We start from the raw sequence: 26,519 nt of genomic DNA, 5'->3' as shown, positions 1-26,519 counted from the left end.
GCCTCGTCGGGGGAAGGGAGTGACGGTTCAAAGACGACTGGATTACGGGTCACGAACGCTTGTCGAGCAATTCACGAATCAGGCCGACAGCCCGGTCGATTTCCTGCTCGGTATTGAAATAATGCACTGCCAGACGCGCCATGCGTTCAATGTTGAAACGCTTGAGAATCGGCGTCGCCATGAAGTGACCGGCTTCAATGATGACACCGGCGGCTTCGAGATGCGCGACGATGGCATCCGTTTCGAGACCCTTGACGTTGAAGGGCACGAGGCTCAGACGCTGCTCGACTTTCGACGGCCCGTAAATCTCGGCGCCCGGCAGCGTCTGCAATTGCTCGACGGCGTAGCGCGTGAGTTGCTGCACACGTGAAAAGACATCGGCCATACCGAGCGACTGCGCGTAGGCGATGGCTTCGCCCATGCCGAGAATCGACGGCACGATCGGGCAACCGGCTTCGAAGCGCTTGGCCGTTGCCGGCAGCGACAGCGCGCCGCTGGCGTCGACAGACGCATTCCACCAGCCGATCAACGCCGGACGCAGTTGCGTGATGAGCGCTTCGCGCACGTAGAGGAAGCCGCTGCCTTCCGGGCCGCGCAGGGCCTTGCGGCCACACGTGGCGAGAAAGTCGCAACCGAGCGTGCGCACGTCGATCGGCACCATGCCGACGGTCTGCGTCGCGTTGATCAGCGTCCAGACGTTGCGCTCACGGGCCAGTGCACAGATCGCATCGATCGGCTGCAAGGCGCCCGTCACGTTCGGCAGATGCGCCATCGAGATCAGACGCGTGCGCGACGTGAGGTATTGCGCGAGCGTGTCGACTTCCATCACACCATCGGCGTTCGCCGGCACGACCACGACTTTCACGCGGCCCTGCGCCTGCAATTGCAGCCACGGCGCCTGATTCGAAATCATTTCGAAGTCGGAGAGCACGACTTCGTCGCCGTCTTGCCAGTCGATGCCGGCGGCCACGAGGCTGATGGCTTCGCTGCCGTTCTTGGTGAAGGCAATTTCAGACGCGTTGGCACCGACGAAGGCTGCCGTGGCAGCGCGCACTTGCTCGACACGTGCATACGTCTCGCGACGGAAGGCGGGCAGGTACGGGCCGGTGCGTGCGGTCTCGGCGAGATACGCGGTCATGGTGTCGACGACACAGCGCGGCGGCACCGAGGCGGCGGCGTGATCGAAGTAGACGAGGCCGGGCGCGAGCGCGCTGTCGGCGGTGATGCGATTCAGATCCATCGAACTGTCCTACGGGGGTGAGACAAAACAACGGGCGCGCGCGAGTGGCGCGCGCCACTCGAAATTACTTGGCCAGCAACTTGCCGAACAACAGCGGCTTGAAGAAGCTGTACAGCGCATCGCCTGCAATGAAACCGGCAGCCAGCGTGCCGCAGGCCGACTCGCCTGCTGCGCCCCAGCGGCGCACGATCAGCACGCGCAACACGAGACCCGCTGCGACGGCCCAGCCAGCGGCCGGGCTCATCAGCAAGAGGCCCGTCGCCATCAGCACGCCAAGCTGGCGCTTCGGCCCGCCGATCAGTTGCAGCAGCGCACCGGGGATGGCCCAGATCATCAGTTGATGACCGATGTCGTTCGACACACCGGCTTCAATCGTGGCGGCGTAGACCTTGTCGACCGGCGGGAACATGTTGTTGGCGAAGAAGTGCGGGTAGGCCAGCACGACGGCCACGCCTGCCACACAGAAACCCAGCATGCCGGCGTAGTACTGCTGCTTGCGGCCGGCGCGCTCCAGCGCCGGGTCGGCACCGTTGCCGCGCAGGATGAAGCCGGTCTTCAGGTCGTAGCCCATATCGGCGAAGGCGGGGCCAGTGGCTGACGACAGACCGACCAGCAGACCGAGGGCCGTCGGCGGAAAGCCGCACAGCATGCCGATTACCAGCGTGATGAGCGCGACGGCGAACGCCGGGAACCAGCCCGAGTACATCGCGGCGATACCGACGATCAGTTCATGCGCGAAGGCTGCGAACGCGGCAAACAACAGGAAGCCGATCAGCATGCCCGGCGACATGTGCGTGGCGAGGCCGGCGCACAGTGCAATCAGCAACGCGATGCCGACATAAGCGAGAAAACTCACGCCGAGGAAGCCGGCGAGCTTGCGATCCGACACGGTGGGTTGGTAGCCGGTCTCGGCCTGCGCGCCCTTGCGGTTGCCGCGCAGCACGAGGAACGTCACCTGAATGAGCGCGACCACACCGGCACCGATCATGAAGCCGTGCGGCAGATAGATCTTGTTCAGATCGACGTGCAGCAGCGGCAGGGAATAGCCCTTGATCAGCAGACCCGTACCGAAGCTGCCCAACGCCCAGATGTTGCCGATAAAGGCCACACCGAAGGCGGACATCGGAATGCCCAGCACCGAGCCGGCGACGCCCCCCACCACGCCATAGACGAGCAGGCGGGCCTTCTTGCCGCCCTGATCGCCGGCAATGATCGATTCGGCGGTGGCGATACCGGCGGGCCAGGTGCCCGTGGCGGGGAATGCCTTCGAATCGAACACGCGATAGAGCACCGTGCCGTCGAGGAACATGGCGATCATCACGCCGATGAGCAGCGGCACGATCAGATCGGGGCGACCCATCGCGAACGGAATGCCGATCGGAATCATCAGGCTGTTCGACGCGCCGAAGGTGGCCGACGAGATTGCCGTCTGCACCAGATTCTGACGATGCACGGAGCGGAACTTGCGCATCATCGCGATGGGCAGGCGTGCCACGAGCATGGCGAGCAGTGCGCCGATGATCGACGTGTTGGCCGAGATGCCGAGCGTGACGATCAACTGCATGCCGATGATCGCGCCCGCGACCGACACGGCCACCATCAGCAGTAACGATGTCGGCTCGAAAACGGACGGGTGCTTGCCGTCGAGCGGCGCATAAGGTGCGCCGGGTGGCTTGGCGGCGGCAGAGGGCGGGGCGGATTTCATCGGGTTGATTCTCGAAGGGGCTTGTCTGGCGAAATCGGGGCGGGTCAGTAGAAACGGCGCATGAGCGACTGCACTTCGGCGAGTTCCTGACGCACGGCGGCGAGCATCTCGCGGCGCTTGTCGTCGGTCATGCGGAAGTCGGGGCCCGAGACACCGAACGAGGCGAGGATGCCGTCGGTCTCGTCGAATACGGGCAGGGCGAGGCCGAACACGCCGTCGGCAAATTCGTTGGCCGAGTAGCTCCAGCCTTGCTCGCGAATGGCCGCGAGATCGGCGCGCAGGGCTGCCGGTTCGGTGATGGTGCTGCTCGTGTAGCGCTTCAGACCGTGTTCGAGAATGGCGTCGAGTTGGGCCTCGGGCAGATACGCGGCGATGACCTTGCCCGACGAGCCGGCGTGCAGCGCGAAGCGCGTGCCTGCGGCCACGGAATACTTGATGTTCTGATCCGACTCGGCGATTTCGAGATAGACCGCTTCTTTGCCATCGAGCACCGCGAGAAACGCGGTCTCGCCGGTGTTAGCCGCCAGACGACGCATGATCGGCAGGATGAGGTCCGACAGATGCAACCCTTCGCGCAACGACTGCGCGAATTCGAGAAACGCCATGCCGAGTGCGTACTTGCGCGACTTGCCACGCTGCGTGACGAAACCGTGCTGGGCACAGGTCGCGAGAATGCGCTGCACGACCGAGTGGTTGATGCCGGTTTCCTTGGCCAACTCACGCACGCCCCACGTCGGATTCTCGGCCGTGAAGTGGCGCAAAAGCGTCAGCGCGTTGTCGAGCGTCTTCAGCGTCATAAAAATTTGTCTCTCTATTAGCACCACTGTGTCTGTATGTGGTACATTTTAGAAAGGCATAAATGGGGCGGCAACGCTAAATTCACAAATTCAGGGTAAACACCCGTGTCGCTTTTCGCCCTTTTTTGGTGCGAAGTGTGCCGAAAACTGCCCCCCAAGCCGCATGAATGCTGGATCTGCCGGGAATTCCCGGTGCGCGTGTGACAAGCCTCACACGCCGAGACAAAACGCCCGGACAAGTCCGGGCGTTTTTCATTGGGCGGGAAAGAGGGGCTTCGCGGGCGAGTGACTAGGTCGCCGGATGGCCGCCGGAAGGCAGACCGAGCCTGTCGAAGAACGCGCGGTTGCGTTCATAAGCCGATTGCAGCAATCGGTCGTACGAGATCACTTCGATATACGTCTTGAAGTGGCTGTTGTAGCCGAAGAACCCCATCCCATCCATGGTCTCGCTCAGTTGCAGCATCTGGCAGCGCTGCACGACAGAGCGGGTGATGTCGCACACCACGTAGCAAAAGCCCGGTAGCGACGCCGCCCCCGGTACGGGCCGTCCCCCCGGCGTGGTGACCGACCCGGCGCGAATTCGCACGAGATAACCGATGGCCTGCTCGACGGGGTCTTTGTCTTCCCCCGCCGCCGCGTCGTTGCGCATGGGGCGTTTGAGCTCGACCACCACAAGTGACGCCAGCGGCCCGTGCGCGCCATCGGCCATCAGCATCGGCCGGTCGAAGACCTTCAGTGCGCACAGGTCGGGCTTGCGCCCAGAGACGCAGTCCGTGATCGGCATCGATTGCAGGGGTTTGTCGCTCGCCAGATACGAATGAAACGTCAGCCGCTCGTCGAGCAGCCACAGATTCCCATGCTCGGCGTGCACTTCGTCTGAGCTCTTGCCCATCGGCATGAACAACTCGTGAATTACCTCTTCGCGTGCGAAGCGTCCGTCTTCGCCCCGCTTTAACGCCTGCGCGAGGATGTCGAGGATGGTCTTGCGATGAAATACGTAATTGGCGAGATCCGATTGCTTGATGTCGTCCGCCTTGGCGATATAGCCCGCGAGGCGCTGGCGGTACCTCTCGGTGGTTTCGCTCGAGGCGAACTGCATGATGTCGTGCCCCTCGGCGATCAACGAGTGTTCGACATTGGCCAATTCGCGATGCAGCAGCAGATCGAGATCCCGATCGGAGATGTCAGGCGGCACACTTAGCCGGTCCTGATCGATATGGGGGAGGATCGGGCGGTAACGGGGCGCACGATGAGTGACAAAGCGCTCGACGCGATCGCGGCTCGCCTGCCGGGTTTGGGTGAGCCATGGGGCAAGGTAGTTGGCCGCAGCGGCGAGCAGTGCCTCCCGGATATCGGCGCGTCCCGGCGACGCGCTGCCGAAGAGATCGTCGGACGACTCCGGAATATCAAAGCCGATACGCTCGGGGCGTACGTGCTGATCGAGCCAGGGGGATGTGACGTAGCAGGCATAGGTGAAATCTCCCTCGCCGTCCTGCAATTTGCCGTGAAGGCCCGGCAGCTTGCCGCTGAGCGGCTCGTTCTCGATGACCCGGCTCGCCGCGCACCAGGCAATGACGGGTTGGGTGACCGCACTGGTCTTGAGTTTCACGTGAGTGATGACGAACGGATGTCCTTTGATATCGAGCGTCTCGCGTTGTGCGCCACCCAACAGATAGCTGTCGTAGACATCGACCAGATCGATGGTTTCGTCGCCATCACAAATGACGATGCTGGGCACACCGCCATCGCGCACGAAGTACCACAGGCAATGTTCGAAAAGACTGTTGGCGATGGCGCGCGCCGTCTTGGCCGACTTCTCCCGATAACTCTGGAAAAAGCCTTGCAGGTGCACGACCGTGTGCGGGGTTTCGTTCGCGCGCGCGTCACGCAAGTCGATGTTCCGGATGCCTTGTCCGGCGGTGAAATGGAACTGCCGCCGGCGCGCGCGCTGACGGCCGGTGCGGAAAACACTCGCTACCGTGACGCACTCGAACGCCTTGAGCCAGAGCAGACGCCCCACGCCGCGGCAGCCGTGCGCGGCTTTATGGTCGCTGTCGAGTGTTTCGAACGACGTCATGTTCGCGGCGTCGAAGCCGACGCCGTTATCGACGATACGAAAGCCGGAGATCGGTGCCAGAGGTGGCGCGCCGCGTCGTGACGACGCGTCGTCGAGCGTCAGGTCGGTCTGGGCGAGACGCTCGATGTCGATCTGAATCTCGCCCCGGGTGGCATCTCCCTCGCCTGCGCCGACGGCGTGGATCGAATTCACGACCGCTTCGAAGAGCGGCAAAAGGCCTTTGTGCTGCGGCAGTGGCGTATTGCGCAACCGCCCCGTCAGATTGGTGTTCATGTTCACGGGATATCCCCTTGAAGGCGGCTAAGGGTTGTGACGTCGAGAGGGGGGCGACTGGGCAGGATTGTGGGCATCGCGTGGGGAAGCTGCAACGCTCGATGGGTATCAATTTGGAATTTCGGATTCCTACCGCGCCGTGTTCATTTCTCATGAAGTGAAACGCCATACCGAATGCTGCAACCGCACGTCCAAAAAAGACGGGTGCCCGCGAAGGCCCGTCAGGCCGGCGTCATACGCAAACCCTTATGCCACCTATAAGCTGGGGTGGAGTCACGACTCGAAATCCCGGGTTTCCGAGCGCCGGGAGAACGATTACACTCAGGGTCTTATATAAGACTGCCCCTTTTCGTCAGCGATCATGCGCCGCCCTAACGTGAAATGCGTTTTCGGTGACAAGTGAATGGCCCGGCGAAGCAGCGTCAACCAGGTTTTCAAACTCGAGTACAGCATCATGACTTCCACTTCCCAGCGTGGCGGCCTGACGGTCGCAGACAATCTGATCGCGTTCATCGAAAAGGAAGCCCTGCCGGGCACCGGTGTCGATGTCGAAACCTTCTGGAAGGGCTTCGACGCCATCGTCCACGACCTCGCGCCGAAAAACCGCGCGCTGCTCGCCGAGCGCGATCGTCTGCAAGGTGAACTGGATGGCTGGCACCGCGCCAACCCTGGCCCGATCGCCGACGCTGCCGCCTACCGCGCCTTCCTCGAAAAGATCGGCTATCTGCTGCCCGCACCGGCTGACGTCAAAGCGACGACCGCCGAAGTCGATTACGAAATCGCCGAACAAGCTGGCCCGCAACTCGTGGTGCCGCTCTCGAACGCCCGCTATGCCCTGAACGCCGCCAACGCACGTTGGGGCAGCCTGTACGACGCGCTCTACGGCACCGACGCGATTCCCGAAGCCAACGGCGCCGAGAAAGGCTCCGGCTACAACCCGAAGCGCGGCGAACTCGTGATCGCCTTCGCACGCGGCTTCCTCGATCAGGCGGCGCCGCTGGCCGAAGGCTCGCACAAGGATGCGACCGGCTACAGCGTCGAGAACGGCCAGCTCGTCATCACGACCAAGAACGGCAAGACCACGCTCGCTACGCCGGCACTCTTCATCGGCTATCAAGGCGATGCCGACAAGCCGACGGCCGTGCTGCTCAAGCAAAACGGTCTGCATTTCGAAATTCAATTCGACGCGAACCACCCGATCGGCAAGACGGACACCGCCCATATCAAGGACGTGCTCGTCGAAGCCGCCGTGACGACCATCATCGACTGCGAAGACTCGGTTGCCGCCGTGGACGCCGACGACAAGGTCGAGCTGTATCGCAACTGGCTGGGCCTGATGCAAGGCACGCTCACGGAAGAAGTGTCGAAGGGTGGCAAGTCCTTCACCCGCCGCCTGAACGCCGATCGCGAATACACGGGCGCCGATGGCAAGCCGGTGAAGCTGCATGGCCGCTCGCTGCTGTTCATCCGCAACGTGGGCCACCTGATGACCAACCCGGCGATCACCGATCGCGACGGCCGTGAGATTCCGGAAGGCATTCTCGACGGCGTGGTCACCGTGCTGGCATCGCTGCATGACCGCAAGCACCGCCTGAACTCGCGCACCGGCTCGATCTACATCGTCAAGCCGAAGATGCACGGCCCGGCCGAAGTGGCCTTCGCCGACGAACTGTTCAGCCGTATCGAAGACCTGTACGCCCTGCCGCGCAACACGCTCAAGATGGGCATCATGGACGAAGAGCGCCGCACCAGCGTGAACCTGTCGGCGTGTATCGCTGCGGCGGCTGCGCGCGTGGCGTTCATCAACACGGGCTTCCTCGACCGCACCGGCGACGAAATGCACACGGCGATGGAAGCCGGCCCGATGATGCGCAAGGGCGACATGAAGTCGTCGGCGTGGATCACCGCGTACGAGAAGAGCAACGTGCTCGTGGGGCTGGCTGCCGGCCTGCGTGGCCGCGCACAGATCGGCAAGGGCATGTGGGCCATGCCCGACCTGATGCACGCCATGCTGGAGCAGAAGATCGCGCATCCGAAGGCCGGTGCCAATACGGCTTGGGTGCCGTCGCCGACCGCCGCCACGCTGCACGCGCTGCACTACCACGTCGTCGACGTGCAGGCCGTGCAACAGGAACTCGAAAAGATCGACTACGCGAAAGAGCGCGACGCCCTGCTCACCGGTTTGCTGACGGTGCCGGTGGTGGCCAAGGCCGAATGGAACGCTGAAGAGATCCGCAAGGAAATCGAGAACAACGCGCAGGGCATTCTCGGCTACGTGGTGCGCTGGATCGATCAGGGCGTGGGCTGCTCGAAGGTGCCCGACATCAACGACATCGGCCTGATGGAAGACCGCGCCACGCTGCGTATTTCGAGCCAGCATCTGGCGAACTGGCTGCGTCACGGCGTGATCACGCGCGAACAGGTCGAAGAGACCATGAAGCGCATGGCCGCCGTGGTGGACAAGCAGAACGCAGGCGACAAGCAGTACCGCCCGATGGCCCCGAACTTCAGCGATTCGCTGGCGTTTCAGGCTGCCAGCGCCCTCGTGTTCGAAGGCCTCACGCAGCCGAACGGCTACACCGAACCGCTGCTGCACAAGTACCGTCTGAAGCTCAAGGCGGAACAACGCGGCTAACGTCATCGCGTGTATCGCGTGTATCGCGTGAATTGCGTGAATAGCAGGTCTCGATAAGCACAAGACTTATCACCGGACGCCTGACGGGGTAACCTGTCAGGCGTTCGTGTTTTTTCAGGAGCCTGTTGCGCATGGACCCCGCCATCGCACTGCAACGCGCCGAACGGCGTGCCCTGTACTTCCTGCTGGTCGCGCTGGCGATTTTCATCGCCACGCTCTTCATGCCGCCGCACTTTCTCACCGGCTGGATTCGCGCTGCCGCCGAAGCGGCGATGGTCGGCGGCCTGGCTGACTGGTTCGCGGTCGAGGCGCTGTTCCGGCGCATTCCGATTCCCGGGCTGGCTGCGCACACCAACATTCTCATTCGCAAGAAAGACGCGCTGGGCGATGGTCTGGCCCGTTTCGTTCGCGAGAAATTTCTCGATACGCCCTCGGTGGTGCGCCTCATCCAGCAACAGAATCCCGCCGACGCGGTGACCCACTGGCTGGGCTCGCACGACAACGCACGCCAATTGAGCGCCGTGCTGGTGAAGGTGGCCAGTGGCGTGCTCGACGTGATGGACGAGCGCAACGTGCAGGCGTTCATTCGCCGTGCGCTCGACACGATGATCGACCGGCTCGACCTGTCGCAATCGGCTGCTGCCATTCTCGACACTCTCACGCGCGATGGCCGCCATCAGGCGCTGCTCGACGAAACGCTCGAGTACCTCGTGGAACTGCTCAACGAACCGCAGACGCGCGAATTTCTCTCGGCGCGCATCGTGGAGTGGCTCAAGGCCGATCACCCGAAGAAGGAGAAGGTGCTTCCCTCGGAATGGATCGGCAACAAGGGCTCGGACATGATTTCGGCCGCCGTGACGCGCCTGCTTGCCCAAATGGAGGCTGACGATTCGCACCAGTTGCGTCAGGCGTTCGACCGCGCGGTGGCCGGACTGATCGAGCGGCTGCGCAACGACGCCGAGTTTCAAGCGAAGCTCGACGGCTTCAAGGCGCAGTTGAAGGGCGACACGGCGCTGACCGCTTATGCGGGCAGTCTGTGGAACGAGTGGCGCAGTTGGGTGAAGCGCGACCTGGCGCAGGAAAATTCGGTGATCGGCGCGAAGATCGTGGGCGCAGCGTCGTGGATCGCACAAGAACTGGCGCGCAGTGAATCGCTGCGCCGTGCGCTTGATGCGCAACTGCTCGACGCTGCCGAGCGCATGGCGCCGGGCTTCGCCGACTTCGTGACCGAACACATCCGCGCGACGGTGCACGGCTGGAATGCGGAACATCTCTCGCAGCAGATCCGCCTGAGCGTGGGGCAGGATCTGCAATACATCCGCATCAACGGCACCCTCGTGGGAGGACTGATCGGCGCGCTGCTGTACCTGATCGCTCAAGCGCCGACCCTGCTGGCGCGATGAACGAGGTCAACTCTCGGACGGGGATGCAAGCGTCGCCCCTGCCGCGATGAGCGCACTGAACTTGTCGGGGTCGTTGAACGGCATCGGCCTGTCGGTCTTCATCGCCTGATGTTCGTGGGCGATCTTCACGTTGTAGCCGGCTTTGGCCGCCGCCATCGCTTCGACAAATGCCTGCGGACCGCCGTTGTACGCCAGCAGTTGGGCGCCCTTGCCCTGCTCATTGGCGATCCTGAGCGCGGTGACAACGAGTTCCTCGCCGGATTGGGGCATGCGCGTCGACCAATCGTTCGTGTCGCCGTTTGTCACGGTCACCAACGTTTCGCAATTCGCTGAAGCATATTGCGCACCTTGTTCGGCCACGATGCCGAGCGTGGCAAGCCGCATGTCCCGGGCGACTTCGTAGACGACGCCGATCCCTTCGGGCGTGCCGCCGGCGACCACGACCACGTCGTCTTTTCGACCGCGTTCCTCGCAAATGGCTTTCAGGTCCCGCGCGATGGCTTCCTTGATTCCGGTCTGCGCTGCATATCCCGCGCCCGAGTAGCCAACGTATACGACCGCGAATTTCTCCTTGAGGACTTCACCGAGCCGCGTTTCGTACGTCTGATCGCTGGGCGGACCGTCAGCCTCGGAAGCATTGGCGTATGGGATAGCAGGGGGCGGCAGGGGGGTAACGATCGTCATGAGGCGGGCGCTCCAGTTCAGAGGGAAGAGAGAGCCGGGGGCGTAACTGAGTAAATGAGTGACGGAATAACGAAGTAACGGCCAACGATGTGCTGGCAATGTGCCCGGCTGGTGCGAATCCTATCGACGCGGATCGTCGATTCCCAGAGCACCTTCGCGCTTCGCGCGGTTGCCTACGTTCGCCGGTGGGGACACGCCCTGATCGCGCAGGGCGAAGACGCGAAACTTCACTGACTGTGGCGCGCAACGCACACTCTCGATCGCCACGACAACGGTTTTTGCCGCCCAAGACGCCGCCGCACGTGGCTGTCGTCGTTGAATCGATTAAATTTATCGATATATAAAAAATCAAAATTATATTTATACAAACCCGTTCCCTATAGTTCGGTCCCTGTAGCGCCGAATGCACCTATCTCGCCGGCGCGCAGATAAAACCTTAGAGAACGCCACACCTCATGAAGACCACGATTCTGGCCCGTCTGGGCCTTGCCGGCGCCTGCGCCGCGATGGCCCTTGCCGCAACCTCGGCACATGCGCAAAGCAACGTCACCATCTATGGCCTGATTTCGGGCGGCGTGGGGTACGTGAGCAATCAGGGCGGCAACAAGACGTGGCAGGCGCTCTCGGGTACGAACCAGAACCCGCGCTGGGGTTTCCGTGGGTCTGAGGATCTCGGCGGCGGCACCAAGGCGATCTTCACGCTCGAAGCCGGCTTCAGCATCGTGAACGGCACGGCGGCCCAGAACGGCCGTGCCTTCGGCCGCCAGTCGTTCGTCGGCCTGTCGGACAACAAGTGGGGCACGCTGACCCTCGGCCGCCAGTACGACACCATTCACGATTACGTCGGCCCGATCATCATTTCGAGCAACGGCGTGAACATCGGCGACAACGACAACGGCTACAACGATATCCGTATGCAGAACTCGGTGAAGTGGGTGAGCCCGACGGTGGGCGGCTTCCACGGCACGGCGCAATACGGCTTCTCGAACTCGGCCACGGGCTTTCGCAATAACAACGCCTACAGCTTCGGCCTGGGCTACAAGTACGCCGACTTCGACTGGAACGCCGCGTACGCGCAATACAACAACCCGTTCAGCGGCACGAACAACGACGGCGCCATCGCCAACGACTACGCCAGCCCGCTGCTGATCTTCTCGAAGAGCGCCGTGCATCCGACGATGTACGCGAGCCAGCAGCGCGTCTTCGCCACGGGCGGCTTCTACCACTGGGGCCCGGCGCTGATCGGTGCGATGTTCTCCGACGTGCGCTACACGTATCTCGACGCGTCGCATCTGCACTTGCAGAACTACAACCTGACGCTGAACTACAACGTCACGCCGGCCCTCGTGCTGGGCGCTGCGTACGGTTTCACGACGGGCAACTACGATGTGATCAACACGCGCCCGCAATGGCATCAGGTGAACCTGCAAGCCGATTACTGGCTGTCCAAGCGCACTGACGTGGCGCTCACGCTCAACGCGCAGCAGGCCGCAGGCGACGCGCAGAATGCGCAGCTGTTCGGCTACGCCGCATCGAGCACCAAGCGTCAGCTGGCCGTGACGCTGGGCATGCGCCACACGTTCTGATCGACCGACGCGGCCTCACGACTTCGCCTTTCACGCTAATTTCAGATTCGACGCCATGGCAGACATCAACGAACCGAGCACGGCCCCGCAGCGCAATCGCCGCACTTTCCTGCGCACGTCGCTCGCCGCCTCGCTGGCGACGCTGGGCGCCACCGGTGCCGGTAACGCGCTGGCAGAACTGACGTCGACCGAAGGCGCGTCGCGCCTCGCGGCCGACGGCACGCCGCGTCGCACCGTCATCATCGATTGCGACCCGGGTCAGGACGATGCCATCGCCATTCTGTTTGCACTGGGTGCCAGCGATCAGATCGACCTGAAAGCGCTCACGACGGTGGGCGGCAACGTCCCGCTGGAACTGACCGAGCGCAACGCGCGCATCGTGCGCGACTGGGCGGGCAAGACGCACTCGCTGCCGGTGTATGCCGGCTGCCCGAAGCCGCTCATGCGCGATCTGATTACGGCCGCGAATGTGCATGGCCGAACGGGCCTCGACGGCGTGACGTTGCATGAGCCGCGCGCACCGCTGGCCCCGCAGCACGCCGTGACGTATCTGATCGACACGCTGCGCGCGGCCAAACCGGGCAGCGTGACGCTCGTGGCGATCGGGCCGCTCACCAACGTGGCCACCGCGTTGACCGCCGCGCCGGACGGCGCAAAAGCGCTGCGCGAAATCGTGGTGATGGGCGGCGCGTGGTTCGAGCGCGGCAATATCACGCCGTCTGCCGAGTTCAACATCTTTGTCGATCCGGAAGCCGCGAGCATCGTGCTGAACGCCGGTGTGCCGATTACGGTGATGCCGCGCGACGTTTGCGTGAAGGCCCCGATTACCCCGGCACGTGTGGCACCGTTCCGCGCGTTGAAGAATCGTTGCGGCCCGATCGTGGCGGACATTCTCGCGGCGGAAGTGGCCTATCAGAAGGGCCGCCGCGGTGTGGAGTCGGCACCGATGTACGACCCTTGCACGATCGGCTACCTGATCGATCCGACGATGTTTGGCGGGCGTCGCGTGAACGTGGCGGTCGAGACGACGGGTCAACTCACGCTGGGCGAGACCGTGGTGGACTGGACCGGGCGCACCAAGCGCGCCGTGAACGCCACGTGGATCACCGACGTGGATGACGATCGTTTCTACGAGACGTTGCTGGCGCGGATTGCGCGCCTGCCGTAACGACTCGAGGTAATGAAGCAACGCGGTGCCCCAGCAAAGACAAGGGCACCGCGTTTTCGCATGTTGTGATTACGTCGCGAGATGCTTCGCGATCCAGTCGCGGCAGGCGCTGACCTGCGGGCCGCGCTCCTTGCCGTCGAGCGACATCAGCGCGACGGTACGTGTGACGCGCGGTGCCGTGACGTCGAGCGCGACGAGGTCCGGGTCGTGCAAGTGCAGGGTGTAGAGCTTGGGCAGGATGGCAAGCGCGAGACCGCTGCGCACGAGCGCGTACAGCGGCTCGGTGTACTCCATGCGGTATTTCGGCTCCAGACGTAGATTGTGCGAGCCGCCCGTGCGTCGCAACGAATCGCTGACGTTGCCGCGCACGAAGACGGCGAGATCGCGCTCGGTGAGTTGTGCCCACGTGGCAGACGCCGCCTTTGCCAGCGGATCGTCGTGGCGCGCGACGAGCACGATTTCATCGTCGAACAGGTCGTCGCAGCGAAAGCCCTCGGCGCTGACCGCTTCGTCGTCTTCATCGCGAATGCCCACGCCGAGGTCAATCTCGCCACGGGCGAGCGCGGCGACGAGTTCGCTGTTCGGCAGATCGCTCAGGGCGAAGCGAACGCCGGGGTGCGCTTCTCGCAGGCTGCCGAGCACCGGCAGCAAGCGGGCGGCCACCGACGGGATGAAGCCGATACGCACCGTCTGCGCTTGCAGCGTGAAGGTGCTGGTCATGTCGTCGAAGGTGCCCCGCGCGGCGTTGAGCAGGCGCTCGGCGAGCGGCAGGATGGTCGTGCCGGCCTCGGTCAGCGTGAGACGGTGTGCTGAGCGCTCGAACAACCGGCCGCCGAGCAGAAACTCGATTTGCCGGATGGCGGCCGTCAGTGCGGGCTGAGTCACGGAGAGCGCCTGCGCCGCCTGCGTGAAGCTGCGCGAGTGCGCCAGCGCAACGAAGTACTGCACTTGCCGCAACGTGAGCGCAGGCAGTGGCGGCACGGTGGCTGGGGGGGCGGTCGCGGTGGCCTTGGCTGTCGCCGGTGCTTCCTTCTTCGCTTGCGGCGGCGTTGTGGTGGCGGGCGAGGCTTTGGCGGCGGCCGATTGACCGGTACGGCGCGATGAATTCGGGGGTGTCGCCATAGCGCGCTCCTGGGTTTGCGAAGAATAGATTCGAATTATCGAATCATAAGTAATTTGATTTTTTATTTATAGTCGCTTGGCCGTAAAGTGCCACGCAAAGACCCAACTATTCTTGGCATATGCATACCTCTCCTACTGAGCGCGACGTTAATAGTGGCCACGCGGGCGGCACCAGCGGCAGCCTGCCGCAGGGCGGCACGGCAAGTGCGCCGCGCGGCTGGTTCGAGCGACGTTTCGCCATCGCCGAGCGCGGCTCGTCCGTGCGTACCGAAGTGCTGGCCGGTATCACGACGTTTCTGGCCGCCGCCTACCTGATGGTGGTAATTCCCTCGTTGCTCGCCACCGGCGGGATGGATCGCGGCGCCGCTACCACGGCGGTCATGCTCGTGTTCGTGCTGTTTTCGGTGCTGATGGGCTTCTACGCGAACCTGCCGTTCGTGGTCGGCCCGGGCATCGGCGGCTCGGTGATCGTCGGCGTGACGCTGGCGGCAACGGAGCATGTCGCGTGGCAGACCGGCATCGCCATCGCGTTCCTCTCGGGCGTGCTGTTCCTGCTGCTGACCGTGCTCGGCGCGCGCAGCGTGGTCGCGCGATTGATCCCGACGGCCATCAAGCTGGGGCTGGGCGCATCCATCGGCTTGTTCATTGCGGTGCTGGGCGTGCGCAACGCAGGCATGGTCGTGGCCAACGCCAAGACCAACGCCTTCGCGCTGGGCGACTTCAGCAAGCCGGGCACCATCGTGGCCTTGGTCGGGCTGGGCGCGGCCATTTTGCTGCAAGGGCGCAAGGTGCCGGGCGCCATTCTCTGGTCGATCCTGTTGGCGGCGCTCGCCGGCGTGCCACTCGGTGTGACCAAGGTCCCCGAGTCGTTCATTTCGCTGCCGCACAGCATTGCGCCGGTAGCGTTCCAACTGGATCTGCATAGCGCGTTGACCGTGGCGGCGCTGCCGTATCTGTTCGCGTTCTTCGCGGCGGAGTTCTTCTCCACGCTGGGCACCACGCTCGCCGTGGGCGGCAAGGCTGGCCTGCTTGACGAGCACGGCAACATGGCCAACATCAATCGACCGTTTCTGGTCGACTCGATTGCCGCCACGGGCGGCGCGCTGCTGGGCATTCCCGCACTGACGGCGCTGGTCGAATCGGCGGCAGGCGTGGAAGCGGGTGGCCGCACGGGCCTGACGTCGATTGCCGCCGCGTTCATGTTTGCACTGGTGTGCTTCTTCGTACCGGTGGCATTGGCCATTCCGAAGGAAGCCACGGCGCCCGCACTCATCCTGATCGGTCTGTCGATGTTCAGCACGATTCGTCATGTGCCGTTCGACGACTTCAGCGATGCATTCCCGGTGCTTGCGATGGTGCTGCTCACGCTGCTCTCGAACAGCTTCGGCACGGGTATCGCGGGCGGCTTGCTCTGCTATGTGCTGGTGAAGGTGCTGATGGGGCGCTTCAAGGATCTGCCGTGGGGGCTGTACGTGTTGACGCTGCCCCTCGCGTATTACTTCTGGACGGTGGTGGGGCGTCACTAAGCGACGCGGTTACCCCTGAGCAACATCGGCCCGTCCGCCATGGGCGGGCCTCATGAATTCAATAAGACTGAGCGTTATGACAGAGACACCGGGCCACGTGCCCGCCGCACGCACCGGCGTGCAGATTCAGGAGGCGCATCGCACGTTTTTCCACGCGATGCCGAAGGTCGAACTGCACTGCCACTTGCTGGGTGCCGTGCGTCACGACACGTTCGTCGCGTTGGCCGAGAAGTCGAACGCACCGCTCGCGCGCGACGAGATCGATGGGTTCTACACCCGTGGCGAGAAGCCCGTGGGCGTGCTGCGTGTGCTGCGCGCGCTCGACGAGTATCTGCTGACCACGCCTGACGATCTGCATCGCATCGCCTACGAATATCTGGCCGATGCCGCTACGCATAACGTGCGCTACAGCGAATTCTTCTGGAACCCGACGGGTACGGTGCGCACGTCGGGCATTCCGTATGTCGATGCGCAAGACGCCATCGTCGCCGCGATTCGTGACGCCGAGCGCGACCACGGCATCGTCGGGCGTCTGATCCCGAGCATCGACCGCGAAGCCGATCCGCGCGAAGCCGTTGAGATGGTCGAGTGGATGCGTGCGCATCGCGCCGATGAAGTAATCGGTATCGGTATCGACTATCGGGAAAATGACCGCCCGCCGGAGTTCTTCTGGAAGGCGTACCGCAACGCGCGTCTGGCGGGCTTCAAGACGACCGCGCATGCGGGCGAATTCGGCACGCCGTGGACGAACGTGGAGACGGCTGTCGAGTTGCTCAAGTGCGATCGCATCGATCACGGCTACACCATCGTCGACGCACCGGACTTCGCGCACGAATGCGCCGAGCGCGGCATCGTGTTCACGGTGGTGCCGACCAACTCGTATTACCTGCGCACGTTGACGCCGGAGCGCTGGGCGGAAGATCACCCGATTCGCCGCATGCCGGGGTTGGGTCTGAAGATTCACCCGAACACCGACGATCCGACGCTGCACAAGGTCAACCCGGCGCAGGCGTGGGAGTTGATGTTCAGCCATCTGGGCTTCTCGCTCGACGATTTGCAGACGTTCATGCAGAACGGTCTCGACGGTGCGTGGATCGACGACAGCACTCGCCGCGCATGGCGTCGCACGTTCGCCGTGGAGTTCGATACGGCGCGTCGTGCGTTGGAGGCGTCGCTTGCAAAGCCGGGTGCGGGCGCCTGAGTTACGGTTTTTCCTTGGTCTCACCCGACCATTTGCCGCCTTCGGGCGGCATTTTTTTTACCCAAGAAAAAAGCCGTCGGCGTCTGCACGCTGGCGGCTTCGCATCGCTTGGGGACGATGCGCGGGCAACGATCCAACCAATGAATTACGAGTGGTTGTCCGGGTCGACCAGATTGCGGTCGTTCAACTGGGCGCGCACGTCGGCACGGGTAATACCGCTGGCCGGGGCTGCCTTGTTGTCCTGAATCTGTGCGGTCAACGGCGTGCCGGTTTCCACTTGATTGAGCTGACCGTCGGCGCGAGCCTGGGCAATTTCGCTGCGAACTTCAGCGCGCGACACGTCGCTTTGGCTGGCGAGCTGTTGCGTGTCGCCGATCGAATTGTCGTAACGAGCGTCGGCGAAAGCCGAGGCCGACACGAATGCAGTAGCAGCGACAACAGCAGCAAGGATACGGGTGTTCATGGTGATACTCCTGTCAATTGATTGTGTTCTTTCGTGTTCAGCTAGCGTTCGGGGCATTTCCGCGGTTTTGCTGCACTGCGGTGTCCGTCGCGTTGGCATGAGTTGAATCTTAGGGATAACCCGTGGTTTTTTCGCAACTGAGCGTCCACAAAACACAACCAATCGTCTGATTCGAAAAATCTATTGAAAATCAACGCTCTGGCGCCGATATAAGGGATATATGGCTGTGCGCTGACCGGGTTTGGGCGGGGATTTGGCGGGAAATGCCGCTTTGCGCAACAACCTGTCTCATGCAATGGGGTTTATTGCTACGCGTGTCAGCAGTAGAGTAACAATCATGAAGTCTGGCCGACGTCGTGGTTCGCAAGGTGCGCCGCACCGCGGACGATGTTGGCCCGTACAGGAGCATAAAAATGGCTGCCCTCGGTTCTTTCCTCTTGCTGGCGAGTGCTTCGTTGCTCACCGCCGTGTATTTGCGCAGCCGTCAGGAACGTGCCAACCGCTCGCGTCGTCAGGCAGTGCGTATTACGCGTCGTTGATTGCCGGGATGTTGGCGTGATGCCGATCGCTACGCAGTTGTGAAGCTGCGCTGGCGCAGATGGGTGTAACCGGTTGATCCGAAACTTTGAATTTGCGCGAGCCTCGCCTCGCGCGGGGTTCGTGCAACGTGAGCCCGCTGCGATGTTCGCCATGATTCGGTGTGCGCGATCAATCGCCTCAAACATTCCCCGATTATTTCATTTTCAGCAATGCGTCCTTCTCCGGGACCGCGTTTTTCTCATGCGTGCGCGAGCGTAGATTGGCGGCAATGGTGGCGCCCGTCGTGGACGTCGCTTCCGACAGGAGAAATGGAAAATGAAACACGCTCTGATCGCTTCGGCCTTTGCTGCCACCCTGCTGACCGTTGGCGCTGCACAAGCTGCCGAAAACACGCAACCGGCATCGCAGCCGCAACAAGCGCAATCGCAAACGCAAGCTCAGGTGCAGGTGCAGGTGCAGCAACAAGCCCAGCCGGGTCCTGTTGCCGCCCAACAAGCCACGACCGTGGCACCGGTGTATGAAGTGCCGGGTCGCGTGAACCGCGCCGGTTCGATCTACTTCGGTCAGTAAGTCTTCTTCATCGCCGCGGCGCACGCGGCGGAGAGGCACCCGACGGCGACCACATAGACCGCGATCCACCACGGTTTGTGGCCGCCGTATTCGAGCAGCGTTGCCGCCACCAGCGGTGTGATCGAGCTCGAAACAATCCCCGACACCTGATACACCACCGAGATACCCGTGTAACGCACGCGCGTGTCGAACAGCTCGCAGAACATCGAGGCTTCCGGCCCGTAGACGAAGGCGTACACCACGCCCAGCGGCAAGATCACCGCGAGCGATACCCACCAGATGTTTGTCGAGTAGTGCATGACGGCCAGCGCCGGAATCGACGACAACCCGCACGCCATCGCTCCCCAGCCGAACACGCGACGGCGGCCCACCCGATCGGACAGCTTCGATGCGTAGGGAATCGTCACGACAAGCACGAGTGCGGCCAGCGTGACCGCCACCAGCACGGGCGTCTTCGGGAAGTGCAGCGTCCCACCAGATAGGAAATCGCGAACACGGCGTAGACGTTGAACACGACGCCGTCGATGTAGCGCGCCCCCCAGCCGAGCAGCACATTGCGACGGTAGTCGCGTGCGATCTCCTTGAGCGGCACATGGGCCACGTGCTGGCTGTCCTTGATGCGCGCAAACTCGGGTGTCTCGAGTACCTTCAGTCGGATGAACATGCCCACGGCCACCAGCGCGAGACTGAGCATGAAGGCGAGCCGCCAGCCCCACGACATGAACTGCGCATCGGTCAGCGTCGACGAGAGCAGGGCCACGACACCGGTCGACAGACACAACCCGACGGCCAGCCCGATCTGCGGGTAGGCCGCGAACTGGCCGCGTTTGTCACGGGGGGCGTACTCGAAGGCCATCAGCACCGCGCCGCCCCATTCGCCACCCAGCCCGATGCCTTGCAACAGGCGCAGGAAAAGCAGGATCAATGGCGCGGCGATGCCGATACTTTCGTAGCTCGGCACCAGCCCGACCAGAAAGGTCGATACCCCCATGATGGTGAGCGTGATGATGAGCAGCGGCTTGCGCCCGATTTTGTCGCCGAAGTGACCGAACAGAATGCCGCCGAGCGGACGGGTGGCGAAGCCCACCGCGTAGACGGTATAGGCCAGTGCGGTGGCGATGAAGGCATCGCCGCTGGGGAAGAAGAGCTTGTTGAAGACGAGTCCTGTGACGGTGCCGTACAGGAAGAAGTCATACCATTCGACGGTCGTGCCGATCAGGCTGGCCAGCGCGACCGTACGCACTGCCTTTTCGGCAGAGACGGTATCGCTGTTGCCGATCCCGGTGAGAACCTGTTCCATTGCGCCTCCTGTTGATGCGCCGCGCCGTGGCGGCGCGCTGCGACGCTCCGGTCTGCGCCGGGGCGTCTGTCTCCATGGTTGTCTTGTGACCGCGCGTTGGACCGGCGGCTGTTTTTTCGATAATGGCTGTTGCGGGGACTGCGGATAAGTCTCGGAAATGCCTAGGCACGCTTAGGTACGCTCAGGTAAGCCAAAGCAGACCCAAGTAAAACGACGCTGCAAACGGCCACGCGCCGGTACATCGAAACGTCAATGCTTCAGTACGACAGCGACAAACTTCGGTGGCTCGCCGCGCCCGGCGCCTGCGATGCGTTCAGTGCCGCGCGGTGGAGCGTGGGACGCAGGCCCGTCAGGCCATTGCCCCGATAAAGTTGCGACCCCGTGGGCCGTCGAGTGCGGCGGCAATCATTGCCGTCGACTCCAACTCGGTCACCCCATAGGCGGCGAATTCGGTGGCGACGCCCAAGTCGTTCAAGAAGGCCGTGAGCGTCTCGGGCGCACCCGCGATATCGCCGTCGAAGACTTGCGCGAGCACGGCGTCGCGGTCCGGGCGCCGGCCGATCGCCAGACGCATCACGGCGGGCAGCGTGAACGAGCACGCAATGCCGTGCGGCAGCCCGTGGCGAATGGTCATGTCGTAGGAAATCGAATGGGCGAGGGCCGTCTTCGTGTTCGAGAACGCCATACCTGCCTGCAACGCGGCGAGTGCAGCGGCGCGGCGCAGGTCGATATCGTCGAGTGACGCCATGAGCTGCGGCAGCACGCGCATCATGTCGCGCGCTGCGGTGACCGCGAAGGTGTCGGAGATCGGATTCGCGTTGACGTTCCAGATCGCTTCCAGCGCATGCGAGAGCGCGTCGAGACCGCTTTGCAATGTCACGGAGCGGGGCAGCGAGCGAGTGAGCCGGGGATCGACGATGGCGGCTTCGGGCCACGTTTCGGGCAAATGCAGCGAGTATTTCTTGCGCTTCACGTGCCGGTCCCAGAGCGTGGCCCACGGCGTGACTTCGCTGCCGGTGCCCGCTGTCGTCGGGATCGTGATGAGCCGCTTGGTGCGCGTAGGGTTGAAGGTGCCGCCTGCATCGAGCGCATCGACCAGCGTGCTGAAGCGGTCGTCGTCACCGGCGACCATCAACAACTTGGCCGTGTCGAGCGCGCTGCCGCCACCGAGTGCCACGATCACCTCGCACTGTCCGTAGCGACGCCAGAAGTCGCCGTACATCGGCGCCAGTTCGCGCACGTCGGGGTTCGGGCTCACCTGATCGATCACGCCGGCAAGCTGGCCGCCGAGCAGGGCTTCGACCTGACCGGTCATGCCCAGCGCGCGGGCTTCGGGCATGGTGACCAGCACGACACGGCGCTGGCCGACGAGGGCCGGTAGCTGGGCGAGGGCGCCGTCGCCGAAGTGGACGTCGACAGGGTTGTGAAAGCTGGGGAAGCTGGAAGAGCGCGAACGTTCGGTCATGGCGGATGGCGGGGACGATGCCGCGTTTGGCGCTTCGCATCCGGCGAAGCGAACGGTTGGCGAAAGATTGAGCTGGATTATGGTGAGCGCCGTCCTATACTTCCAATTCACATTTTTTCGCCAACCTATTGGTAAAACCTATACCTCGTCACGGGAGCGTCACCGATGCGGATTACCCAATTGCGTTCGTTCCATGCCGTGGCGCATCACGGCAGCGTGACGCGTGCGGCGCAGGCGCTGCATGTGAGCCAGCCGACGATGACGACGCAGATTCGCGCGCTCGAAGAGACTTACGGCATCGAGTTGTTCTATCGGCACGGTCGCGGATTGACGCTGACGCCCACGGGCAAGGCGTTGTATTCGGTGAGCCTGCGCATCTTTGCGGACGAGGCTGAAGCGCTCGGTCTGCTCAAGGAGCATGGCGGGCTGAGAACGGGGGAGCTACGCCTTGGTGCGGTGGGACCGCATCACGCGATGGAGATCGTGGCGGCGTTTCGGCCGCGTTATCCGGGCATTGCCATTTCGATGCGTGCGGGCAACTCGGAGGAGATGATCGACGGCCTGCTTGCGTACCGCACGGATGTGGCGGTGCTGGCGCGTTTTCAGGATGACGCGCGACTGCATGCCGTGCCGTATCGTACGCATCCGGTGGTGTTGCTGGTGCCACGGGGTCACCGGTTTGCGCGCCGTCGTAGTGTGAAGCTGGCGGAATTGGCGGGCGAGCCGATGCTGATGCGCGAACCGGGGTCGACGACGCGTCACGCGCTGGAGGCGGCGCTTGCCTCGGCGGGGGTAGTGCCGGACGTCTCGATGGAGATCGGCAGCCGCGAGGCGATTCGCGAAGCGGTGATTCTCGGGCTCGGCATCGCGGCGGTGTCGGCGCGCGAACACATTCCCGATGAGCGGCTGGCAATGGTGTCGATCAGCGACGCCAAAGTGGAGACGACCACCGTGGTGGTGTGCCTCGCAGAGCGCCGTGAATCGCGCATGATCGCGGCGTTCCTGAACGTGGTCGGTGGGTTGGTTTGACGCGCTTGCGGTGAATGTCGGGTGTAATCGCCGCAGAATCTGCGGTGATTGATTTGCCCCTCCGGCGAATCTTCGCCATAATCGCCGCATGGAACGCGGTGATTGGCTTTATCTCTGGCAGGCTCCCGAATGGCCGGCAATGCGCTACGACATGGCATTACTGGCGCGTCCGCTCGCGCGGGTCAGTCGCGCGCAGGGGCGCTTGTATGGCCGCATGGCAGACGTCGGGATGTCCCTGCGCGACGAAGCCAGTCTGGCGGCGCTGACCGAGGACGTACTCAAGACCAGCGCCATTGAAGGCGAACAGCTCGATCCGGCGTCGGTGCGTTCGTCCATCGCCCATCGCCTTGGTGTCGATATCGGCGCACTGGCACCCGTGGATCGCCATGTCGAAGGTGTCGTGGAGATGATTCTCGATGCCACACAACGTAGCGCCGAGCCGGTGACGCGCGAACGTCTCTTCGGCTGGCATGTGTCGCTCTTTCCGACCGGTTATTCAGGGATGTCGCGCATTGCTGTGGCGAACTGGCGCGACGATGCCAGCGGTGCCATGCAGGTGGTCTCCGGTTCGCACAACCGGCAGCGCGTGCATTTCGAGGCGCCCCCCGCCGCAAGGTTGGACGAGGAGATGACGCGCTTTCTCGGCTGGGTGAATCACGAGTCGGACGAACTCGCGCTGATCAAAGCAGGCCTCGCCCATTTCTGGTTCGTGACGCTGCATCCCTTTGACGATGGCAACGGCCGGATCGCGCGGGCGATCGGCGATCTGCTGCTCGCGCGCGGCGACGGCAGTCCGCAACGCTTCTACAGTCTGTCGGCGCAGATTCAGCGCGAGCGCAAGGGCTACTACGAGATTCTGGAGCGCACCCAAACGGGCACGTTAGATGTCACCGCGTGGCTGCTGTGGTTCTACGACGCGCTGGAGCGTGCTATCGAGCAAGCCGACAAAACGCTTGATGCGGTACTTCGCAAGGCGCATCTGTGGCAAGCGTGGGCCACGTTGCCGCTCAATGGCCGTCAGATCAAAGTGCTCAATCGACTGCTCGACGACTTCGAGGGCAAGCTCACGAACGCCAAATGGGCGGCGCTCGCGAAGTGCTCACCGGACACGGCGTTGCGCGACATTACCGAATTGCTCGGCCACGGTGTGCTGCGTAAAGGCCCCGGGGCGGGGCGCAATACGTCGTACGAACTGGCGGACTGACGCGCGGATCAGCTCAGGTACTGGCTCGAGAACAGCACCACGGCCGAGGCCACGAGGCAGTAGATGCCGAACAGGTACCAACGGCCATGCTCCAGCCAGCGCGAGAGCCAGCGCAGCGCGATCAGGCCCGCGAAGAAGCTGAACACCATGCCCACGACACACGGCGTAAGCACCGTCATGAAGTGGCCCGAGAAGGCCTGCGTGGCGCCCGATTTGTACAGGCGATACGCTTCCTTGACGATCACCGGCGGGGTGAGCACCACAGCCAGCGCGAAGCTGAATTCTTCGACACGAATCTTGTCGAGCCCGCGCAGCATGCCGGTCGAAATGGTCGAGCCCGAGCGCGAGAAGCCACGGAACGGCAGGCACACGCCCTGCACCGCACCGATCCACGCGGAGTCGGCGGCACGCATCGGACGGTCGCCCATCGGCGGGCGTTTGCGGCCCGAGATGAGGATCAGGATGCCCGCCATCGCGAGACCCGCCGAGATGATGTACAGATTGCCGAACAGATGCTCGATCTCGGAATGCTGCGTGCCGCGCATCAGCACCTTCTCGATGAACAGCATCAGCGCAATGCCGATCACGCCGGTAAAGGCGGTGGCGACAATCACTTGCTTGGCGTTGTGGACGAAGTCGCGGCGGGACGAGAAGTAACGCTCGCGCCACGATTTCCAGAAGTACACGATCACCGCCAGCATCGTGCCGGTGTGCAACATCACCAGCAGCAAGGTCATCTCGGGGGCGGTCGGGTCGAGCCCCATCAGCTTCTCGGCCATGATGACGTGCGCAGAGCTTGAAACGGGCAACAACTCCGCCACGCCCTGCACAATCGCGAGCACCAGCACTTGCAAATAGTCCATGCGCAATCCTTGGGAAATGGGCAAGCACACTACGCTGCAATTATGTCGTTTTGGTGACAGTCATATGACGGCGTCGCCGATCCCTGCCCCCGACCGGCTGCCGCGCATGATACCCCGTCAGAATTGGCCTTGAATGAGGTCTTTGCAGGGGCACTTCACTGGCGCCCGGCACACCGTAACGCTGAAATGACAACGGGCGCCTCTGGGGGCGCCCGTTGTTTCATCAGCAGAAACGTGCTGGAGTGACTAAGCCACGTTTCAGAGGCGTGCGAGGGCCTGATCCAGATCGGCCAGCAGGTCGTCGATGTGTTCGATACCGATCGACAGGCGCACGGTTTCTTCGCTCACACCCGCCTTGCGCAATTCCTCCGGCGAGAGCTGGCGGTGCGTGGTCGATGCCGGGTGCGTGGCCAGCGACTTGGCGTCGCCGATGTTCACGAGCCGCGTGAAGAGTTGCAACGCATCTTGGAACGACGCGCCGGCCGCACGGCCGCCCTTCACCCCGAAGGTCAGGATGCCCGGACCGCGTCCCGACAGGTACTTCTTCACGAGCGCGTTGTCGGGATGCTCGGGCAAACCGGCGTAGTTCACCCACTCGACCTTCGGATGCTTCTTGAGGAACTGTGCCACCTTCAGTGCGTTCTCGGTGATGCGGTCCAGCCGCAAGGCCAGCGTTTCGATGCCTTGCAGGATCTGGAAAGCGTTGAACGGCGAGATGGCCGCACCGGTGTTGCGCAGCGGCACCACGCGCGCACGGCCGATGTACGCCGCCGGCCCGAAGGCTTCCGTGTAGACCACGCCGTGGTAGCTCACATCGGGCTCGTTCAGGCGCTTGAAACGTGTCTTATGGTCGGCCCACGGGAATTTGCCGGAGTCGACGATGGCACCGCCCAGACTCGTGCCGTGCCCGCCCAGATACTTGGTAAGCGAATGCACGACGATGTCGGCACCATGCTCGAACGGACGCAGCAGATACGGCGACGGCACGGTGTTGTCGATGATGAGCGGAATGCCGTGACGATGCGCGATTTCCGCCAGCTTGGCGATGTCGGTGACGTTGCCCAGCGGGTTGCCGACGGACTCGGCGAAGATCGCCTTGGTCTTCTCGTCGATGAGCGGCTCGAACGACTCCGGCTCACGCGGATCGGCAAAGCGCGTGGTGATGCCCGAGAGCGGCAGCGTGTGCGCCAGCAGGTTGTAGGTGCCGCCGTAAAGGGCGCTCGCCGCCACGATGTTGTCGCCGGCCTCGGCAATCGTCTGGATCGCATACGTGACGGCCGCCTGACCCGAGGCGAGGGCCAGTGCCGCAATGCCGCCTTCGAGCGCGGCGACGCGCTGCTCAAGCACGTCCTGCGTCGGGTTCATGATGCGGGTGTAGATGTTGCCCGGCACCTTCAGGTCGAACAGATCGGCGCCATGCTGCGTGTCGTCGAACGCATACGCCACGGTCTGGTAGATCGGCACCGCCACCGCACGCGTGGTCGGGTCGGGGCGATAGCCACCGTGCACGGCCAGCGTCTCCAGGCGCCACTTCGGCGCTTGTGCGTTCTCTTCGGTGCTCTGTGTCTTCTCGGTCATGTCGATTGTCTCCGGATAAACATGACGTTCCCGGTGGGGAACGGATGGGTTGGCGAGTTGGCTTAGCGGGTTTGATTCGCGGTTTGTTTA

The 26,519-nt window shown here is 63.2% G+C and carries 20 protein-coding genes and 1 pseudogene; 10 read left to right on the top strand and 11 right to left on the bottom strand.

Going from position 1 to position 26,519, the window contains the following annotated elements:
* Window positions 1–49: 49 nt before the first annotated feature.
* From CDV46_RS03970 to CDV46_RS03955, 4 genes are all read right to left on the bottom strand, one after another.
* On the bottom strand, window positions 50–1,240 hold the full coding sequence (locus CDV46_RS03970) for an aminotransferase class V-fold PLP-dependent enzyme (protein ID WP_087721849.1): 1,191 nt from the start codon (window positions 1,238–1,240) through the stop codon (window positions 50–52).
* Between the two features lie 64 nt (window positions 1,241–1,304).
* Window positions 1,305–2,945: an OPT/YSL family transporter gene (locus CDV46_RS03965; RefSeq protein WP_087690529.1), complete on the bottom strand. Its 1,641-nt coding sequence runs from the start codon at window positions 2,943–2,945 to the stop codon at window positions 1,305–1,307.
* Between the two features lie 44 nt (window positions 2,946–2,989).
* Window positions 2,990–3,742, bottom strand: coding sequence for an IclR family transcriptional regulator (locus tag CDV46_RS03960; RefSeq protein ID WP_058376708.1), 753 nt, complete (start codon window positions 3,740–3,742; stop codon window positions 2,990–2,992).
* A gap of 289 nt (window positions 3,743–4,031) precedes the next feature.
* On the bottom strand, window positions 4,032–6,092 hold the full coding sequence (locus tag CDV46_RS03955) for an ATP-binding protein (RefSeq protein WP_254915919.1): 2,061 nt from the start codon (window positions 6,090–6,092) through the stop codon (window positions 4,032–4,034).
* 454 nt (window positions 6,093–6,546) lie between these two features.
* Between CDV46_RS03955 and CDV46_RS03950 the strand changes: the two genes are divergently transcribed.
* Window positions 6,547–8,727, top strand: a complete 2,181-nt coding sequence (locus CDV46_RS03950) for a malate synthase G (protein WP_087722019.1) — start codon at window positions 6,547–6,549, stop codon at window positions 8,725–8,727.
* Between the two features lie 131 nt (window positions 8,728–8,858).
* Window positions 8,859–10,130, top strand: coding sequence for a DUF445 domain-containing protein (locus CDV46_RS03945; protein ID WP_087690523.1), 1,272 nt, complete (start codon window positions 8,859–8,861; stop codon window positions 10,128–10,130).
* A 6-nt stretch (window positions 10,131–10,136) separates the two neighbouring features.
* Here the strand turns inward: CDV46_RS03945 and CDV46_RS03940 are convergent, their stop codons facing one another.
* Window positions 10,137–10,913, bottom strand: a complete 777-nt coding sequence (locus CDV46_RS03940) for a hypothetical protein (RefSeq protein WP_140413290.1) — start codon at window positions 10,911–10,913, stop codon at window positions 10,137–10,139.
* A 356-nt stretch (window positions 10,914–11,269) separates the two neighbouring features.
* Between CDV46_RS03940 and CDV46_RS03935 the strand changes: the two genes are divergently transcribed.
* Both CDV46_RS03935 and CDV46_RS03930 read left to right on the top strand, forming a co-directional pair.
* Window positions 11,270–12,400: a porin gene (locus CDV46_RS03935; RefSeq protein WP_087721847.1), complete on the top strand. Its 1,131-nt coding sequence runs from the start codon at window positions 11,270–11,272 to the stop codon at window positions 12,398–12,400.
* A gap of 55 nt (window positions 12,401–12,455) precedes the next feature.
* Window positions 12,456–13,568 carry a nucleoside hydrolase gene (locus CDV46_RS03930; RefSeq protein WP_087690520.1) on the top strand — a complete coding sequence of 371 codons (1,113 nt, stop codon included), beginning with the start codon at window positions 12,456–12,458 and terminating at the stop codon, window positions 13,566–13,568.
* Between the two features lie 69 nt (window positions 13,569–13,637).
* On the opposite strand, the gene CDV46_RS03925 is transcribed toward CDV46_RS03930, so the two are convergent.
* A complete protein-coding gene (locus CDV46_RS03925; protein WP_087721846.1) occupies window positions 13,638–14,690 on the bottom strand; it encodes a LysR family transcriptional regulator in 1,053 nt (350 codons plus the stop codon).
* Between the two features lie 119 nt (window positions 14,691–14,809).
* On the opposite strand from CDV46_RS03925, the gene CDV46_RS03920 reads away from it, so the two are divergent.
* On the top strand, window positions 14,810–16,216 hold the full coding sequence (locus CDV46_RS03920; protein ID WP_087690517.1) for an NCS2 family permease: 1,407 nt from the start codon (window positions 14,810–14,812) through the stop codon (window positions 16,214–16,216).
* Window positions 16,217–16,292: 76 nt separating this feature from the next.
* Window positions 16,293–17,417, top strand: coding sequence for an adenosine deaminase family protein (locus tag CDV46_RS03915; protein WP_087721845.1), 1,125 nt, complete (start codon window positions 16,293–16,295; stop codon window positions 17,415–17,417).
* Window positions 17,418–17,562: 145 nt separating this feature from the next.
* Here the strand turns inward: CDV46_RS03915 and CDV46_RS03910 are convergent, their stop codons facing one another.
* On the bottom strand, window positions 17,563–17,880 hold the full coding sequence (locus CDV46_RS03910; RefSeq protein ID WP_170936072.1) for a DUF4148 domain-containing protein: 318 nt from the start codon (window positions 17,878–17,880) through the stop codon (window positions 17,563–17,565).
* A gap of 413 nt (window positions 17,881–18,293) precedes the next feature.
* On the opposite strand from CDV46_RS03910, the gene CDV46_RS27340 reads away from it, so the two are divergent.
* Together CDV46_RS27340 and CDV46_RS03905 are read left to right on the top strand one after the other, a co-directional pair.
* Window positions 18,294–18,419: a hypothetical protein gene (locus tag CDV46_RS27340; RefSeq protein ID WP_254915918.1), complete on the top strand. Its 126-nt coding sequence runs from the start codon at window positions 18,294–18,296 to the stop codon at window positions 18,417–18,419.
* Between the two features lie 316 nt (window positions 18,420–18,735).
* Window positions 18,736–18,990, top strand: coding sequence for a hypothetical protein (locus tag CDV46_RS03905; protein WP_087721844.1), 255 nt, complete (start codon window positions 18,736–18,738; stop codon window positions 18,988–18,990).
* Here CDV46_RS03905 and CDV46_RS03900 read toward each other — a convergent pair.
* Both CDV46_RS03900 and psrA read right to left on the bottom strand, forming a co-directional pair.
* A pseudogene (locus CDV46_RS03900) lies at window positions 18,984–20,290 on the bottom strand (MFS transporter). The gene CDV46_RS03905 and the pseudogene CDV46_RS03900 sit on opposite strands and share 7 nt — an antisense overlap.
* A gap of 349 nt (window positions 20,291–20,639) precedes the next feature.
* Window positions 20,640–21,755 carry an iron-containing alcohol dehydrogenase PsrA gene (gene psrA / locus CDV46_RS03895; protein WP_087721843.1) on the bottom strand — a complete coding sequence of 372 codons (1,116 nt, stop codon included), beginning with the start codon at window positions 21,753–21,755 and terminating at the stop codon, window positions 20,640–20,642.
* A 165-nt stretch (window positions 21,756–21,920) separates the two neighbouring features.
* On the opposite strand from psrA, the gene CDV46_RS03890 reads away from it, so the two are divergent.
* Together CDV46_RS03890 and CDV46_RS03885 are read left to right on the top strand one after the other, a co-directional pair.
* Complete coding sequence (locus tag CDV46_RS03890) at window positions 21,921–22,784, top strand: LysR substrate-binding domain-containing protein (RefSeq protein WP_087721842.1); 864 nt, start codon at window positions 21,921–21,923, stop codon at window positions 22,782–22,784.
* Between the two features lie 88 nt (window positions 22,785–22,872).
* Entirely contained in the window at window positions 22,873–23,988 is a 1,116-nt protein-coding gene (locus CDV46_RS03885; RefSeq protein WP_087721841.1) for a Fic family protein, read from the top strand.
* 8 nt (window positions 23,989–23,996) lie between these two features.
* Here the strand turns inward: CDV46_RS03885 and CDV46_RS03880 are convergent, their stop codons facing one another.
* Together CDV46_RS03880 and CDV46_RS03875 are read right to left on the bottom strand one after the other, a co-directional pair.
* Window positions 23,997–24,851 carry an undecaprenyl-diphosphate phosphatase gene (locus CDV46_RS03880; RefSeq protein ID WP_087721840.1) on the bottom strand — a complete coding sequence of 285 codons (855 nt, stop codon included), beginning with the start codon at window positions 24,849–24,851 and terminating at the stop codon, window positions 23,997–23,999.
* Window positions 24,852–25,109: 258 nt separating this feature from the next.
* Window positions 25,110–26,429: an O-acetylhomoserine aminocarboxypropyltransferase/cysteine synthase family protein gene (locus tag CDV46_RS03875; protein ID WP_058376722.1), complete on the bottom strand. Its 1,320-nt coding sequence runs from the start codon at window positions 26,427–26,429 to the stop codon at window positions 25,110–25,112.
* Window positions 26,430–26,519 lie beyond the last annotated feature (90 nt).

Source organism: Pandoraea sp. PE-S2T-3 (assembly GCF_002179965.1).
In the GTDB taxonomy this organism is placed as follows: domain Bacteria; phylum Pseudomonadota; class Gammaproteobacteria; order Burkholderiales; family Burkholderiaceae; genus Pandoraea.
Note: the sequence above shows the minus strand (reverse complement) of the source record. Positions and strands in the feature narration are given on the sequence as shown.

What these genes read in the sequence shown, in the direction of transcription:
- CDV46_RS03945 (WP_087690523.1), top strand. Translation starts at nt 8,859, where the DNA reads ATGGACCCCGCCATCGCACTGCAACGCGCCGAACGGCGTGCCCTGTAC.
- CDV46_RS03950 (WP_087722019.1), top strand. Translation starts at nt 6,547, where the DNA reads ATGACTTCCACTTCCCAGCGTGGCGGCCTGACGGTCGCAGACAATCTG.
- CDV46_RS03965 (WP_087690529.1), bottom strand. Translation starts at nt 2,945, where the DNA reads ATGAAATCCGCCCCGCCCTCTGCCGCCGCCAAGCCACCCGGCGCACCT.
- CDV46_RS03905 (WP_087721844.1), top strand. Translation starts at nt 18,736, where the DNA reads ATGAAACACGCTCTGATCGCTTCGGCCTTTGCTGCCACCCTGCTGACC.
- CDV46_RS03970 (WP_087721849.1), bottom strand. Translation starts at nt 1,240, where the DNA reads ATGGATCTGAATCGCATCACCGCCGACAGCGCGCTCGCGCCCGGCCTC.
- CDV46_RS03885 (WP_087721841.1), top strand. Translation starts at nt 22,873, where the DNA reads ATGGAACGCGGTGATTGGCTTTATCTCTGGCAGGCTCCCGAATGGCCG.
- psrA (WP_087721843.1), bottom strand. Translation starts at nt 21,755, where the DNA reads ATGACCGAACGTTCGCGCTCTTCCAGCTTCCCCAGCTTTCACAACCCT.
- CDV46_RS03955 (WP_254915919.1), bottom strand. Translation starts at nt 6,092, where the DNA reads ATGAACACCAATCTGACGGGGCGGTTGCGCAATACGCCACTGCCGCAG.
- CDV46_RS03960 (WP_058376708.1), bottom strand. Translation starts at nt 3,742, where the DNA reads ATGACGCTGAAGACGCTCGACAACGCGCTGACGCTTTTGCGCCACTTC.
- CDV46_RS03915 (WP_087721845.1), top strand. Translation starts at nt 16,293, where the DNA reads ATGACAGAGACACCGGGCCACGTGCCCGCCGCACGCACCGGCGTGCAG.
- CDV46_RS03930 (WP_087690520.1), top strand. Translation starts at nt 12,456, where the DNA reads ATGGCAGACATCAACGAACCGAGCACGGCCCCGCAGCGCAATCGCCGC.
- CDV46_RS03910 (WP_170936072.1), bottom strand. Translation starts at nt 17,880, where the DNA reads ATGAACACCCGTATCCTTGCTGCTGTTGTCGCTGCTACTGCATTCGTG.
- CDV46_RS03935 (WP_087721847.1), top strand. Translation starts at nt 11,270, where the DNA reads ATGAAGACCACGATTCTGGCCCGTCTGGGCCTTGCCGGCGCCTGCGCC.
- CDV46_RS27340 (WP_254915918.1), top strand. Translation starts at nt 18,294, where the DNA reads ATGGCTGCCCTCGGTTCTTTCCTCTTGCTGGCGAGTGCTTCGTTGCTC.
- CDV46_RS03925 (WP_087721846.1), bottom strand. Translation starts at nt 14,690, where the DNA reads ATGGCGACACCCCCGAATTCATCGCGCCGTACCGGTCAATCGGCCGCC.
- CDV46_RS03920 (WP_087690517.1), top strand. Translation starts at nt 14,810, where the DNA reads ATGCATACCTCTCCTACTGAGCGCGACGTTAATAGTGGCCACGCGGGC.
- CDV46_RS03890 (WP_087721842.1), top strand. Translation starts at nt 21,921, where the DNA reads ATGCGGATTACCCAATTGCGTTCGTTCCATGCCGTGGCGCATCACGGC.
- CDV46_RS03880 (WP_087721840.1), bottom strand. Translation starts at nt 24,851, where the DNA reads ATGGACTATTTGCAAGTGCTGGTGCTCGCGATTGTGCAGGGCGTGGCG.
- CDV46_RS03875 (WP_058376722.1), bottom strand. Translation starts at nt 26,429, where the DNA reads ATGACCGAGAAGACACAGAGCACCGAAGAGAACGCACAAGCGCCGAAG.